The following is a 13630-nucleotide window of genomic DNA, read 5'->3' on the forward strand; positions in this document are numbered from 1 at the left end:
GTTGCCCATGATGTCGCCCAATCTGCGCATCGCCCTGCGGTTTTTAACCGCGCGCAAACGGTCCATGTTCATGAGCCTGCTCGGCATCGTTTTCGGTGTGGGCTTTTTTATCGTCACGCAGGCGCAGACGAGCGGGTTCGAGCAATTTTTCATCAAGACGATCCTCGGGACGAACGGGGCGATTCGTATTCAGGACCGGTTTCAGCCGACGCTGTTTACGATGCAGGGAAAAACCGAGGACGGGCAGGGTAAGTTCTCGGTGGATACGGGTGGCAGCCGGAAGTATGTCGAGGGCGTCGAGGATCCGGCGCTCGTCAGCGCGGCGATCCGCGGTTTTTCGAATGTATCGGGTGTGTCCACCGTGGTGCAGGGCATCGTCACCCTGACGACCGATGTGGGCACGGCGGACGCGCGGGTTTACGGCATCAATCTGGACGACCATCTCGCGGTGTCTGATCTCGGTTCGCAGATCATCCGTGGCTCGCTGGGTGATTATCGCGAGGCCCCGGGCGGTTCGCTGGTCGGGAGTGTGCTGGCGCTACACCAGAATCTGCGGGTGGGAGATTCCTACATGTTACAAGTCGGCGGTCAGTCCCGCCGTTATCGGGTGAGTGCGATTTATGAAACGGGCGTGAGCGACATCGACCGCGTGCGGATTTATCTGCACTTGTCCGAGGCGAGGTCGCTTTTACAGAAACCGATCGGAGCGAGTTTCCTTCAGGTCAACCTGTTTGATCGGGACCGTGCGGCGGAGGATTCCGAGCGCATGCAGGCGGTCATCGGACATGCGGTGTCGCCGTGGCAGCGTCGCGAAAAAACCTGGCTCGCGGTGTTCAGTGCGTTGCGTTTTTCATCCGCGATCACGGTCTCGACGATCATCCTTATCTCCGGACTGGGCATGTTTAATACGCTGGCGATGCTGGTGATCGAGAAGACCAAGGACATCGCGATCCTGCGTTCGATGGGTTACACCCGCCGCGACATCGCCCGGATTTTCCTCTGGCAAGGCGTGCTGGTGTTGATTGGCGGCGTGTTGCTCGGCTGGCTCTTTGGCGCGCTGGCAACGTATGGTGTGTCCAAAGTTCCGATACGCATACGCGGTATCTTTACGACGGATTCATTTGTGGTGGCCTGGGCGTGGGAACACTACGCGGTGGCGGCGCTCACTGCATCGGTGGTCGTGCTGGCGGCGAGCTGGATCCCCGCGCGACGTGCGGCGAGACTTGAACCGGGTGATGTCGTCCGGGGGACTGCACAATGAGCGCATCCTCATCCATCGTCATTCGCTGTGAAAACCTGCACCGCTATCTCGGGCAGGATGAAGGCCGCGTGCATGTGCTGCGCGGGGTTTCGTTTGAAGCTGAGCGGGGCAAAGTCTGCGCGATTGTGGGCCCTTCGGGTTGCGGCAAGTCCACGCTGCTTTATCAGCTGGGACTGCTCGACCAGCCGGATGACGGCAGCATCTGGATCGGTGATGAACGCATGTCCAACACGAGCGACGATCTGCGCACGGCCGCGCGTTCGCGCCACATCGGGTTCGTGTTTCAGTTTCATTTTTTGATGCTGGAGTTCACCGCGTTGGAAAACGTGATGATGCCGATGCGCAAACTCGGTCGCCTCTCAATTCCGGAGATGGAGGCGCGCGCCAGGATGTTGCTGGAGTCGGTGGGGCTCGGGCAGAAAACCCAACGGCTGGGCACGCATCTTTCAGGCGGCGAGCAGCAGCGCGTGGCGGTTGCCCGTGCGCTCGCGAATCAACCCTCGCTCATCCTGGCGGATGAACCCACGGGTAATCTCGATGCCGCCAACTCGGCCCTGGTGTTCGATCTGCTCGCGCGACTCGCCAGGGAAAACGGCCAGGCGGTGGTGCTGGTCACGCACAATCCCGAAATCGCGCAGCGATGCGACGTGGTGCGGGCGATGAAAGACGGCGTGTTTGTATGAACCGTTTGAAGAGGCTCCTCACCAGCGGCGATCCCGCTGAATCGTGGCGGGGGCTTTCGGCCAGGACGCGCTGGTTCGTGCTGGCCTGCGTGGTGATCGCGATCGGTCTGTTTGTTTCGCAGCTGGTGGAGATCCCGAAACGCAGTGCGATGCGCGGGTCTGACAACACCTTCAATTACCTGTGGCTGCGGTCGCTGATGGTGGGAGGCGATCTGGATTTTCGCGATGATCTGGATGCGTGTAATACGCTCGTGCCGGAGTTGAAGACCACGATTCCGCAGTTGCCACTGACGAAGACCGGCGTGGTCACCAATAAATACGGAGTCGGCTGGTCGCTGGTGAGCGTTCCCTTTTATCTGGCCGCCGATGGGATCGTCGGCACGGGCCGGGCGTTGGGTGTCTGGAATCTGGAGCGCGATGGCTACAACTGGGTTTACCAAGTGTGTCTGCAGACGGGGCATTTCCTGCTCGCGGGGTTTGCTTTGTTTTTGGCGTATCGCGTGACGCGTCGCTGGTGTGCACGGGAGCCGGCGGTGTTGGGTGTGGCGATGCTGTGGGCGGCAAGCCCGATGCTTTATTATCAGACCAGTAATTTGAGCATGAGTCATGGGGTGACGTTTTTTGCGCTCGTGCTCTGTTTGTATGCGCTGCAACGGACGGAGGCGGCGCCGGAGCGCTGGTTGTGGTGGATGCTGGCGGGGGCGGGGTTGGGATTGGCTACGATCACGCGCTATCAAACGGCGGTTTTTGGATTGGTGCCGGTGTGGGCGATCTTGATGCAAGTGCGCACCACAAAGAATCTGCCGGCCATGAGCCGCCAAGGGCTCGCATTCGCCGCGGGTGCGGTTCCCTTTGTCGCGTTGCAGATGGTGGCGTGGAAAATCGTCTACGGCTCCTGGCTCTTGTATAGCTACGGGGCCGAGGCGGAGCCGTTTTATTGGACGAAGCCGGTTTTTGCGGAGGTGCTTTTCTCGGCGAAGCACGGGCTGTTTTACTGGCATCCGCTGTTGCTGGCGGGATGCGCGGGATTGATTGCGGTGGCCTGGAAACGGGGCGGGCTGCTGTGGGCGGGCGTAGTGGTGACAGCCATCAGCGTTTATGTGAATGCCGCGTGGTGGTGCTGGTGGTTTGGCTCGTCGTTTGGCAGTCGAGCATTTGAAGGCGCGTTCCTGTTTTTTATGGTGGGCCTCGCCTGGTGTTTTGAACGTCTGTCGGAACGGGCAACACGGTGGTTATTCGCGGCCGGCGCGAGCCTGGTGGTGTGGAATCTTCTCTGGCTGTTGCTCTATCGCATGGCGCTGGTTTCACGAAACGACGCGGTGACCTACGGCGACGTGGTGCGGGCGTGGTGGAAGTTGATCACCTGAAGCGGCGGGACGGAATCACGGCAGGGACCGGAAGACATCCAGATAGCGGCGGGCGATGACGGGCCATTGAAGGCGGCCGGACTTTGCCCGCGCGAGTTCACCCATCGTGCGTGCCAGGGTCGGATGAGCGATGAGTGTCCCGATTTGACGGGCCCATTCGTCGGGTGAGTTGTAATCCGCAAAAAACGCCGCGTCGGAAAGCAACTCGGTCATGGCGGGCCGGCGGCTGCAGATAGACGGAATCCCGAGCAGTGCGGCCTCATGCGGCGGCAGGCCGAAGCCTTCGTAGAAGCTCGGGAAAACGAGCGCGGTTGCCCGGGTGAGCACTTTGCCCATGTCGGCGTCGGCCAGTTTGCCTAGGAAGTGAACACGGGTTTCCAGGCGGAGGCTCTCGATGAGAGTGCGGTGACGTTCGGTTTCCCCGACCAGGACCAAGTGAACGTTTTCCAAGGAGGGACGACGCAACGCTTCGAACACCACTTCGAGATTTTTATGAGTGTCGGCACCACCGACGTAAGCGAGGTAAGGCACGCCGGGCAGCGGCGGGGTGTATTCGCTCGAAACGGGCAGGGGAGTGACACCGTTATAAATGACGGTGATGTCGGCTTCGTTTACTCCGAAGTGGTGCGCGATGTCCCGGGCGCTGGTTTGACTGATCGTGATAATTTTCGCCGCTTGGCGGATGACGTTCCGGCAGCGTGTCTCAAAGATATTACGCTGTTTCTCCGGATAGCCGGGAGCGAGCGAGGGAATGATATCGTGAATCAAGACGCAGCTGCGTTCCGGAAGCGTCTCGGGGCCCCAATGCGGTGCAGAGAAAAAATGAATGGGCGGGCGTGATCCCGGACTGACCGGAATGGCAGCGGCGAGTTCACGAAATTGACGGAGAAGTTCCGCGGCAACCCGCCCCGTGCCGCGTCCGTCGGTCAAGGCCGATTTGTGAAAACGGACAGGGAGATCGCCGATGATCAAGTCGTGGTATCCCGAGATCGTCTGCGGATCAACGGGGGCAACGACCGTTGGCAGAGCTGGCGTGGGTTGACGATAATGGCGATCGCCGCGCAGGGCGCGCCACGCGCGGAAAAGATGACGCTTCGGGGCGACGCCATAAACCAACCCGTGGAGCCGGGAGGCTTCGTTTTTATGGAAGGCGATTTTTTGGTCTTTGGCCGTGATCCGGTCCGGTTCGGTGAACGGTTCTTTTTGCAGCGTTTGCAGCTCGCGCGATTTCTCGCGGTGGCGGTCTTCGAGCGCGAATAAATGCCGTTCGAGGTGCTTCTCGCGACGAGTCGTCAGTGTGGGATTGTTGACGAGATTGAGCCAGGTTTGTTCGCAGGCCTCGGCTGAAGGGGAAGCGTGCGAGGGTTCAGGATAATCCAACAGCACGAATGTCTGTTGGTGAAAAGCATAGGCTGCTTTGACGGTATCCGCCGGAGTCACCTCAGCCCACAAGCCGGGGGCGTCGCACTCAAGCAGCGGGGGAATCTCAATCGCGTGCGCGCGCTCATCGCCCAAATGAGAGCGAAGGTGTTTCAGGGCATGGTCCGGCGCCTGCGCGAAGTCTTCGTGGCGGATGACGTGACAAGCCTCCAGGCAGTTCCATTGAACGCATGTGGAGAGCGCGGTGCGGGCGGACTCGCTCACGACAAAATCCCTGAAGGCGGCCGAGGCGGGTTTGGTGCGGTCGATGCCGAGCTGTGTCTGTGCGAAGGCGAGCAGGGCATCGAGCGGGTGGCGCAGGAGCATGACAGTTTTGAAACCGTGATGTTGCAGCGCGGTCAGGAGCGCGGCGTCGGGAAGACCGGAAAACGTCACGATGCAATGAGCCGGAAGACGGGTAAAATCAGTTCCGGGTTCGTGCGCGTTGACGGGGAGATCGCGACCATGGATCGCTTGCAACCAAGGGGAGAGAGGCGAATTTACGGCGGCAGATCCGACGAGGAAAACACGCAGTAGGGGAGCGTCAGGAGGCAAAGTGGGGGGTGGTAGGCAGGGAGTCGAAGGCGATGCCGATGCGACGCAGGGCTTCGTCGATGTCGGCTTCGGTCATGGCGGCGCTGATGAACCAGTTGTGGTGGGGGTGGATGAAAACACCTTGGGCCACGATGGCGGTGCACAAGGCCTGGGTGCGCATGAAGGACGGATCATCTTTTACGCGGAGGTAGGGCATCGCGGGAGGTCCGCTGGCGATGAGGTCAACGCCGTGTTTTTTACCGAGGGCGAGAAAGCCGTCCACGAAGCGCTGGCCGAGGAGGGCGAGGCGTTGGGGGATTTGTTCGCGAGCGATGATGTCGAGCGTGGCGAGGGCGGCGGCCATGGGCGCGGGGTCGCTCCAGTAGCTGCCGGTGAGGAAGACACGACTGGCGGCGGCTTTGTGCGAGGCGCGGCCGACACAGGCGGAGATCGGGTGGCCGTTGGCGAGGGCTTTGCAGTAGATGGCGAGATCGGGTTTGTATCCGTAAAGTGAATGCGAGCCGTCGGCGGTGAGACGGAAGCCGCAGCGGACGTCGTCGAGAATCTGCAAGGCGCCGTGTTCGCGACAGAGACGGTTGCAGGCGGCGACGAACTCAGGCGTGGGCAGCACGGAGTCGGCAAACGCGGGGTGATGGAACGGCGTGAGGATCAGGCCGGCGACTTGGCCGCGGTGTTGGGCGAAGAGCGCTTCGAGCGCGGTGATGTCGTTGAAGGGGAAGTCGGCTATGTCGACGCGGTCGGAGGGGATGAGCCCGCCGTGGCCCGGGGTGCACCACGCGGCGGTGCCGTGGTAGGCGCCGCGGATTTTGAGGATCTTGGGGCGACCGGTGACTTCGCGGGCGACCATGATCGACCAGTTGGTGAGGTCGGCGCCGTTTTTGGCGAAGACGGCCCAGTCGGCGAAGTCGATGCGTTGGGTGAGTTTTTCCGCGAGCTCGACGAGGAGGGGCGTGGGGTGGTTGAAGGCTGCGCCGAGCTGGCGGGCGGCGTGGGCGGCGGCTTCGACCTCGGGGTGGTGATAACCGAGGACGAGCGGACCGTAGCCGCCCATGAAGTCTATGAAGACGTTGCCATCGACGTCGCGGTAGCGGCAGCCGAAGCCCTCGGCGGCGAAATACGGAACGGCGCCCGGCACGGTGGCGGCGGGTGTAGTGTGCCCGTAAATACCGCCGGGAATCACAGCGGCGGCGCGGCGGAAGAGAGCTTGCGACTGGTCGAAGTTCACGGGCGGAGCAGGTTGCCGGCTTTGAGCATGACGAGGCTAAGATTTTCGGCGAGCGGGAGATAGCCGGTGATGCGCAACGTGCCGAGGCCGAGGGCGGCGGGAGCGTCGAGCTGGTTGTCCAATTCGGCCATCAGTGTGGCGAGATCGCCAAACGCGATGCGCACGGTGACGGGTGAGGCGGGCGTGCCGGTGCCTGAGTTGAGCGTGGCGAGATCGAGCCACAAAGGAGCGGGCAATACGGGACACTCAAATACAACCGTGCCGGTGCCGAGACGCGCATGGGTGGCGGGTCCGTCGGGGTGGTGGCGCAGCCAAGATGCGGCGGCGGCGAGTGCGACGAGAAGACTGCCCCAGGCGTGAAGGGCGAGGTGGGCGTCGGCGCGGGTTTGCAGCAAGGTATCGAGCCGCGCGCCGGCTGTGGAAAAACGGCGGAGCTGGGTGAGTTGAGTCCATCCACCGCCGGGCAGCGCCAGCGCAGATCGGTTGGAAACCGTGCGGAGAAATTGTCCGGCCGAGGGAAACCACAAGCTCAGATCGCCGGGCTGCGGAGTCGTCGAGGTGGTGATGGCTCCATCGGTCGCGAAGGCCAGGCGGCGCCGGGAGTGTCCGCGCACCGCGAGCGTAATCGCAAAGGGGCGCGAACCGGCGGCGGCGGAGCGGAGAGAGGCGTCTTGCGCGGAGAGTTCGGCCAGTGCAGGTAACACGGCTTCGAGGTAGAGGGCGGCTTTGAGTGTGTCGCCGGTCATGCACGGTCGTGGATCCAGCGGACGATTTGCTCGGGATGTCCGGGCGGGCGGGCGGCGCGAAGGCGCTCTTTGAGGGCGGCGAGCGAGGACGGATTGTCGAGAAGATCGAGGGCTTCACGCGCGACCTCGCGAGCGCTGCCGCCGAAGCGGGCGCAGGAGTGTTGTCGGCAGTATTGGACGGTGATCAACTCCTGCGGCATGACGCCGCCGATGCCGTTGTGGATGAGCGGAGTGCCGAGGAGAATGGCCTCGCTGGTTGCGCCGGTGCCGGGTCGGGCGACGAGGACGGAGGAAAGGCGCTTGAGCCCGACCATGCGTTGAGTGTGGCCCAGCGCGCGGATCGTCAGCTGGGGATGGCGGCGGGCAAAGGCTTCGATGCGGGTGCGCACGGCTTCGTTGTGCGAGCAGAGGGCGATGACCTGCAGTTTTTTTCCGCTGGCGGCGAGTTGGCGGAGAATGGGGAGGTGGTTGTTGGCGCCGGCGAGACCGGTGCTGAGGAGCAGCGTGAAGACGTTGCGGTCGAGCTGGAGCTCGGCGGCGAGCGCGTTGGCCTCGGTTTCGATTTCGGCGTCGCTCGCGTAAAACGGAGGGCGCAGCAAGAACCCGCCGAAGAGGACATTTCCGTCGGGCGTGCCCACGGCCTTGGCGGCGGCGCAGACCTCGGACGAGGCGCCGATAAAACCGTCGGCGCGGGGGTTGGCCCAATGCCGGCTGAAGCCGTAGCCGCCGTAGAGTTCTCCGCAGTAAGTGATGCAGGGAACGCGGCGTTCGGGGGCGGCGGCGCGCACGAGATCGAAGAAGCCGTGGTTGGTGTGGGCGTGGACGCTGATGACGCGGTCGGGCTGCCAGTCTTTGAGGAGCCGCGTGAACGCGTCGCGGCCAAGGATTTTCGTGCCGCGGCGATGCATGCCGGCGATCTCGAGGTAGTTGAAATAGATGTGATGCAGGCGCGGGGCGCGGCGCTGGATCATATTGTAGAGCTCGACGCCAAACCGGTAGAGGCCGTGGGTGCTTTCGAGGGCGGCGTGGATGCGGATCTCGACGGACGGCCCGTAAACGCGATGCGCCCAATGCTTCAACGACTCGGCGCGCATATTGTGGCCGGTGCCGGTGGAGGAGGTCAGGATCAGCCAGCGCATGAAGGTGGATTCAAGATGCGGGCGCGGAGGGTGATGGGAAGCGAGTTTTCACAAAAAAACCGGCCCGTTGCGGGGCCGGTTTGGTGAGGGAAGGAGGCGGGCGAACCCGCGACCTCCGTGCTTAGAGCTCGTAAGCGGCGAGCTGCTTGTCGACGCGGACTTTCTCGAGCTTTGCGAAGACCGGGAGACCGTTGTCGTAGGGGACGACGGTTTCGCCCTGAATGAGGGGCTGGGCGTAGCGGACGAACTGGTGGTTCATGCTGATGCCGTCTTCGTTGATCCACTCGCGGGGGAGCTTCTTCACGCCGTTGGCGATGTCGGAGAGGGGCGCGAGGCCGGTCTCGACGGTGTAGTGGTCGTGGTCACCGCGGAGGAGGGTGATCATCTTGTCGGTCTCGCCGTTGATGGCGGCCTTCACGGCGGCCTGGCCGGCGAGGTAGGCTTCATCGACGTCGGTCTTGGAACCGGCGTGAACGGCGGCGCGCTGGGCCATGCCGAGTTTCACGGTGCGGGCCTTGATGCCGGGGAGGTTCTGCTCGATGAGGCCTTGGAGGAAGTCGGCGGCGCCGCCCAGCTGGGCGTGGCCGAAGGCATCGGTGGCCTCGGCGGCGGAGACGTAGTTGCCATCGGCATCGATGAGGCCTTCGCCGACGACGATCATGCAGGACTTCTCGCGCTTGAGGACGCGCTGGACGTCGGCGATGAACTTTTCCTGGGAGAACGCGACCTCGGGGAGGAGGATGATGTGGGGGGCGTCGTGCGGGTGATCCTTGCGCTTGGCGAGGGAGGCACCGGCGGCGATCCAGCCGGCGTTGCGACCCATGACTTCGACGATCTGCACGAGATCGTGCTGGCCCATGGCCTCGTTGTCGCAGGCGATCTCGCGGACGGTGGTCGAGATGTATTTGATCACGGAGCCGTAGCCGGGGCAGTGATCGGTGATGGCCAGGTCGTTATCGATCGTCTTCGGGATGCCGATGACGCGGAGGGCGTAGCCCTGCTCCTGGGCGAGCTTGGAGATCTTGTCGGCAGTGTCTTGGGAGTCGTTGCCGCCGGCGTAGAAGAAGTAGCGGATGTTGTGGGCCTTGAAAACTTCGAGGACGCGCTCGAAATCGGCCTGCTTCTTGAGCTTGTAGCGGCAGGTGCCGAGGGCGGCGCCGGGGGTGTGCTTGAGACCGCGGATGGTCTGCTGGGACTCGGACGCGAGATCGACGAAGTCTTCCTGAAGGATGCCGAGGACGCCGTTCAGGGTGCCGTAGATCTCTTCGATCTCGTTGTTGTTAAGGGCTTCGGCGATGACGCCGGCAACGCTGGCGTTAATGACGGCAGTGGGGCCGCCGGACTGGCCGATCAGGGCATTACCTACGAGATCTTCAGACATGTGCGTGGATGGGTTGTTAAAAAAGGGAGCTAACAGTGAACGTGAAAGGTCAGGGTGTCGGCGGGCGGGCGGCACTGGCAAACTCAAAGTTCGGCCCGGTCCCGGTGTTTTCCGGCGTGCCCGCAGGCACGGGAAAATCAACGCGCCGCAGAGCTGGCGGAGTTGGCCGCATTTTCGGATGGCATGGGCTTGATGTCGTGGGGGCGCGGGCCCTCGCCCAACGGAATGGCGGGCGTCCATTTGAACCAGCGGTCTTCCGCCCGGTCGTTCAGCGGAAACACCGTGCCGGCGGCCGCGGTGGGCGCGGGTTCTTCAGGCGTGGCAAACGCGATGCCGCCGGAAAGCAGCGAGGAGAGGGAATTGGTGCGGATCTTGGCTCCGCGGAAAAGGCCGATATCGACATCGACGCCGCTGGCATTCCAGAAGACGGAATTCGCACGAACGAGGCGGTCGTAAGGCGCGTCGATGCGGGCTTGGACAACCACATGCGTCGCGTCGGGGGCGAGAAACACATCGAGAATACGGCCCACCGAGACCTCGCGATAAAGGATGATCTGGCCGCGTTGCAGGGAGCCGCGGCGGGAGGCGTGCAGGGTGAACTCGGTGCCGGCCGAGCTGTTGTCAGGCGGGGCGGATTCGAGGCCGGTGAAGTTAAGGGCCGGTCCGCCTGTGCCGGGCAGGACTGCGATCGTGGGCCCGCTGAGGATGGTATCGAGGCCCTTGACGCCGGCGGCGGTGATCTCGGGGCGCACGATCCAGAAGCGTGAACCGTCGCGGGCGAGCGGCGCCGCGCTGCGATTCAACTCGATGGTGAGTTCGATACCCGAGAAATCGGGCAGCAAGGCGACATCCGAAACGACCCCCATGGGCAGGCCTTTGTAGATAAGATGGGTCTGGTTGGGCGTGATGCCCTCGCCGTCCTCAAAACGGATGGTGATGCGCGGGCCGTGGGTGGCGAACTCGCGTTGCACGAGGTAGCCGCCGATCGCGAGCGCGAGGAGGGGCACGATCCAGACGAGCAGTTGGCGACGGGGTTTGATGACAGGCGTTTCAGGGACACTCATGATTTTACGGGAGCAGAGGATGGGCCGGACCGGGCGAAAAGAAGACGGGGAGGGAAGGTCTCCACGGCGAGAATGGTGAGAATGACCGCCGCGGCGAAGGCCGGTGCGGCCGGACCGGGACGGACATAGCCGAGAGCGCCGAACTGGATGAGTCCGGTCAGCAGGCCGATGAGCAGGATATCGAGCATCGACCAGCGTCCGATGAAATCCAGAAAGCGATGCAGGCGCACGTCGTAGGCGCTGCTACGCTGCGTGCGCGAACGATGAATCAGCCAGCCGAGCCCTGCGAGTTTGCCCAGCGGAACGAGGAAACTCGCGATAAACACGATCAGGCCGATGCCCCACATGCCTTCGTTCCACAGAAGCAGAATGCCGCCAAAAATGGTGTTGAGGGTATTTTTACCCGAAAGGGAAATTTCCATCATCGGCAGCATATTGGCGGGGATGAGCATGATGGCGGCCGCGACCAAGAGTGCTAACGAAAGAGCGTCGGAAGCCGGAGGACCGGGCGCGCGGAGGCGGGACAGCATCTCGGTGTCGCGTAAACGCCGGCGAACCTCCGCCGGATCAAAAATCTGCATGGCACCGGTGAGGGCGAGGGTGCCGAGCACCAGCATGAGAAAACCCAGACCGACCGAGGCCGTGGCCAAGGTGCCGATTTTCAAGAATGACACTACGATCGCGAGCAACAACACCTCGGGCATGGACCAACGCTGGGCGAAGCCGGTTACTCGCAACATGAGCCGCCACCCGGGAAACGCCCATTGCAGGCGGGCGGCCAGCAGCAGAGTGAGCACACCCGACAGCAACAAAACCGGCCCGATGATCAGGCAGAAATTAACGAAGGTGCCGAGCAGCGGCATGCCTTCATCGCCCATCGAAGAACCGACCCCGCTGAGATGAATCGAGCGATGCATCCCGATTTTGTTGACCGTCATCAGCGGCAAAAATGTCAGCGTGAAAAATGCGATCGCAGCGGTCAGGGCGAAGGCGAGTGAAGTATCCAGGCTGAACCGGCGGTTCTCCTTCAGCGGCGTTGAGCAATGGCGGCAACAGGCGATCCGGCCCGGAGGCGGCTCGGCGGGTTGATGCGCCGTGCCACACGTCGGACAGTCAAACGGCTCTCCGGTGGTGGCATTCATATTTTCAAGGCAGGGAACACGCGGAAGGCGCCTGGTTCCGCGTGTTCATGTGGTTTTACAGCAGTTTGCCGGGCTCGTAGGTGGAGGCAACCTTCACCTTGCAGGTAGATTCCAATCGAATCAGGGATGCGCTCGCCTTGCTTGTGATGCCCGTATCTAAAAATACGGATGCTTTGGATTACCCCCCGATTTAGTCGTTGGCTGGCACTCATGGCGGTTTTGTTCAGCGCTTTCGCCGAGAGCCGCGCGTGCATTTGGGACAGCGATACGCTGGCGATGGAGCAGGCCCGGTTTCCGGGAATGCTGGATGTCATGGGTGGAAACTTCCCTCGACATTCGCCGGAGTTCTATGCCTGGCGCATTGAACGTGTCCGCGTGCTGCTGGTTAAGGATCCACGCAACGCTACGTTGCGGGATGATCTGTCGGTGGCGCTCCATAAGTTGGGGCGACACGCGGAAGCGATTCAGGTGATGTTAGACTCGCTGGCGATCACGCCTAACCGCTACGAGACGCTTTCGAATCTGGGCACCTTTACGATTTACACCGGCGACCTGCCGGCGAGCCGCGTGTGGCTGCAAAAGGCGCTGGCCATTAATCCCAACGCGCATTTCGGGCGCGAGAAATACCAGCTTTGGTTGGTCGAGTATCTGATGTTGCGCGCTGATCCGGCGAGCGTGCCAGAGATAACCGATCGGTTGCCTCCGTATAGCTTCGCCAAGGTGCGGGAGAACTATGCGGAGTTCGTCATGTTCCAGCAGGGCAAGGCATCCGGTTGGCTGGAAGAGGATGCACGTGGCGCCGCGTTGCGCGGGGTGCTGGGCATGATGCTGTTTGCTGATTACCAGAACCCGGTGTTGCTGGAGGCGCTCGGTGATATTTTGGAGCAGGGGGATCCGCGTAAGAATGCCGTGCACATGGCCGAGCAGGCCTATGCACTCGCCCGTGATTTGTATGGCGAAAAAACGGCTGCGGAACGGCTGGACAGGAAAACCAAAGAGGCTGATTCGAGCTATTCGTCGAAATCGGCACCTGATTTGAAGAAATTGAAGAAGGCCATGTCGGAGGCCCAAACGGCGGGAAAAGCACTCGCGAAACGAGTGCGCGAGGATGAACTCAAGTGGATCGCCTCGGGGCAGGATGCGGGACGTGAGTTCGAGAAAAAATATCTGGGGGCATCGACGCCGACGGTGGAATTTCGAGCAGGGAAGTAGAACGACGGCCGTCCAGTTACTCTCAGACGAGAGCTTCCATGACTTGGCCAAGCGCGTCCATGATCGCGGTTCCGAGAAGGATGGAGATCAGTGCGAGGACCAAGTTGCAGCCGGAGATGACAAGCAGGGCGGTGAGTGGGCTGCGCACCTTATACGCAGCGACGCCGGCGACGACAGGCAGTGCGGCGCTCAGCGAGATAAGCGGCGAGTTGGTCGACTGGGCGATTTGCAGGCTGAGCGGGATCGGAGCCCCTTTGAGCATTCCGGTGAAAAACAAATGGGCTGATCCTGCGGAAAACGACCATGACAGTCGCACGGCGATGTAGCCGAGGATCAGAGTCAGCACGAGGAATCCGATGCGGCAGCCTAGGTCGAGATCACGCAGAGTGCGTTCAGGTAGCGGCAGAGGCTGCGAGACTGCGGGATTCATGCCGTG

The 13630-nt window shown here is 62.3% G+C and carries 12 protein-coding genes; 4 read left to right on the plus strand and 8 right to left on the minus strand.

The window, feature by feature from the left end; translation table 11 throughout:
- Positions 1-7: 7 nt before the first annotated feature.
- From FPL22_RS11150 to FPL22_RS11160, 3 genes are read left to right on the plus strand one after another with little or no spacing between them, the layout of a single operon-like run.
- A complete protein-coding gene (locus FPL22_RS11150) occupies positions 8-1261 on the plus strand; it encodes an ABC transporter permease (RefSeq protein ID WP_238991396.1) in 1254 nt (417 codons plus the stop codon).
- Positions 1258-1944, plus strand: a complete 687-nt coding sequence (locus FPL22_RS11155) for an ABC transporter ATP-binding protein (RefSeq protein WP_144230433.1) — start codon at positions 1258-1260, stop codon at positions 1942-1944. The genes FPL22_RS11150 and FPL22_RS11155 overlap by 4 nt, the downstream gene beginning before the upstream one ends.
- Positions 1941-3311, plus strand: a complete 1371-nt coding sequence (locus FPL22_RS11160) for an ArnT family glycosyltransferase (protein ID WP_162525275.1) — start codon at positions 1941-1943, stop codon at positions 3309-3311. Before FPL22_RS11155 ends, FPL22_RS11160 begins: the two co-directional genes overlap by 4 nt.
- Before the next feature lie 15 nt (positions 3312-3326).
- Here FPL22_RS11160 and FPL22_RS11165 read toward each other — a convergent pair whose 3' ends face one another.
- The 7 genes from FPL22_RS11165 to FPL22_RS11195 form a co-directional block, all read right to left on the minus strand.
- Complete coding sequence (locus FPL22_RS11165) at positions 3327-5210, minus strand: glycosyltransferase family 4 protein (protein ID WP_144230435.1); 1884 nt, start codon at positions 5208-5210, stop codon at positions 3327-3329.
- Between the two features lie 64 nt (positions 5211-5274).
- Positions 5275-6510: an aminotransferase class III-fold pyridoxal phosphate-dependent enzyme gene (locus FPL22_RS11170; RefSeq protein WP_144230436.1), complete on the minus strand. Its 1236-nt coding sequence runs from the start codon at positions 6508-6510 to the stop codon at positions 5275-5277.
- Positions 6507-7256 (minus strand): hypothetical protein, encoded by a 750-nt coding sequence (locus FPL22_RS11175; protein ID WP_144230437.1) that lies wholly within the window; start codon positions 7254-7256, stop codon positions 6507-6509. The genes FPL22_RS11170 and FPL22_RS11175 overlap by 4 nt, the downstream gene beginning before the upstream one ends.
- On the minus strand, positions 7253-8395 hold the full coding sequence (locus FPL22_RS11180) for an MGDG synthase family glycosyltransferase (RefSeq protein ID WP_144230438.1): 1143 nt from the start codon (positions 8393-8395) through the stop codon (positions 7253-7255). Before FPL22_RS11180 ends, FPL22_RS11175 begins: the two co-directional genes overlap by 4 nt.
- A 121-nt stretch (positions 8396-8516) precedes the next feature.
- Positions 8517-9776, minus strand: a complete 1260-nt coding sequence (locus FPL22_RS11185; protein ID WP_144230439.1) for a 6-phosphofructokinase — start codon at positions 9774-9776, stop codon at positions 8517-8519.
- 137 nt (positions 9777-9913) lie between these two features.
- Positions 9914-10840 (minus strand): PqiB family protein, encoded by a 927-nt coding sequence (locus tag FPL22_RS11190; protein WP_144230440.1) that lies wholly within the window; start codon positions 10838-10840, stop codon positions 9914-9916.
- Positions 10837-11982, minus strand: coding sequence for a paraquat-inducible protein A (locus FPL22_RS11195; protein WP_144230441.1), 1146 nt, complete (start codon positions 11980-11982; stop codon positions 10837-10839). Before FPL22_RS11195 ends, FPL22_RS11190 begins: the two co-directional genes overlap by 4 nt.
- 168 nt (positions 11983-12150) lie before the next feature.
- On the opposite strand from FPL22_RS11195, the gene FPL22_RS11200 reads away from it, so the two are divergent.
- Positions 12151-13194, plus strand: a complete 1044-nt coding sequence (locus FPL22_RS11200; protein ID WP_144230442.1) for a tetratricopeptide repeat protein — start codon at positions 12151-12153, stop codon at positions 13192-13194.
- Between the two features lie 22 nt (positions 13195-13216).
- Here the strand turns inward: FPL22_RS11200 and FPL22_RS11205 are convergent, their stop codons facing one another.
- On the minus strand, positions 13217-13624 hold the full coding sequence (locus tag FPL22_RS11205; protein WP_144230443.1) for a hypothetical protein: 408 nt from the start codon (positions 13622-13624) through the stop codon (positions 13217-13219).
- Between the last annotated feature and the right edge of the window lie 6 nt (positions 13625-13630).

This window comes from Rariglobus hedericola, from assembly GCF_007559335.1.
Taxonomy (GTDB): domain Bacteria; phylum Verrucomicrobiota; class Verrucomicrobiia; order Opitutales; family Opitutaceae; genus Rariglobus; species Rariglobus hedericola.

Excerpts from the sequence above, each read along its gene's own strand:
- FPL22_RS11185 (WP_144230439.1), bottom strand. The coding sequence starts at position 9,776 with ATGTCTGAAGATCTCGTAGGTAATGCCCTGATCGGCCAGTCCGGCGGC.
- FPL22_RS11155 (WP_144230433.1), top strand. The coding sequence starts at position 1,258 with ATGAGCGCATCCTCATCCATCGTCATTCGCTGTGAAAACCTGCACCGC.
- FPL22_RS11190 (WP_144230440.1), bottom strand. The coding sequence starts at position 10,840 with ATGAGTGTCCCTGAAACGCCTGTCATCAAACCCCGTCGCCAACTGCTC.
- FPL22_RS11180 (WP_144230438.1), bottom strand. The coding sequence starts at position 8,395 with ATGCGCTGGCTGATCCTGACCTCCTCCACCGGCACCGGCCACAATATG.
- FPL22_RS11200 (WP_144230442.1), top strand. The coding sequence starts at position 12,151 with ATGCTTTGGATTACCCCCCGATTTAGTCGTTGGCTGGCACTCATGGCG.
- FPL22_RS11150 (WP_238991396.1), top strand. The coding sequence starts at position 8 with ATGATGTCGCCCAATCTGCGCATCGCCCTGCGGTTTTTAACCGCGCGC.
- FPL22_RS11175 (WP_144230437.1), bottom strand. The coding sequence starts at position 7,256 with ATGACCGGCGACACACTCAAAGCCGCCCTCTACCTCGAAGCCGTGTTA.
- FPL22_RS11160 (WP_162525275.1), top strand. The coding sequence starts at position 1,941 with ATGAACCGTTTGAAGAGGCTCCTCACCAGCGGCGATCCCGCTGAATCG.
- FPL22_RS11195 (WP_144230441.1), bottom strand. The coding sequence starts at position 11,982 with ATGAATGCCACCACCGGAGAGCCGTTTGACTGTCCGACGTGTGGCACG.
- FPL22_RS11205 (WP_144230443.1), bottom strand. The coding sequence starts at position 13,624 with ATGAATCCCGCAGTCTCGCAGCCTCTGCCGCTACCTGAACGCACTCTG.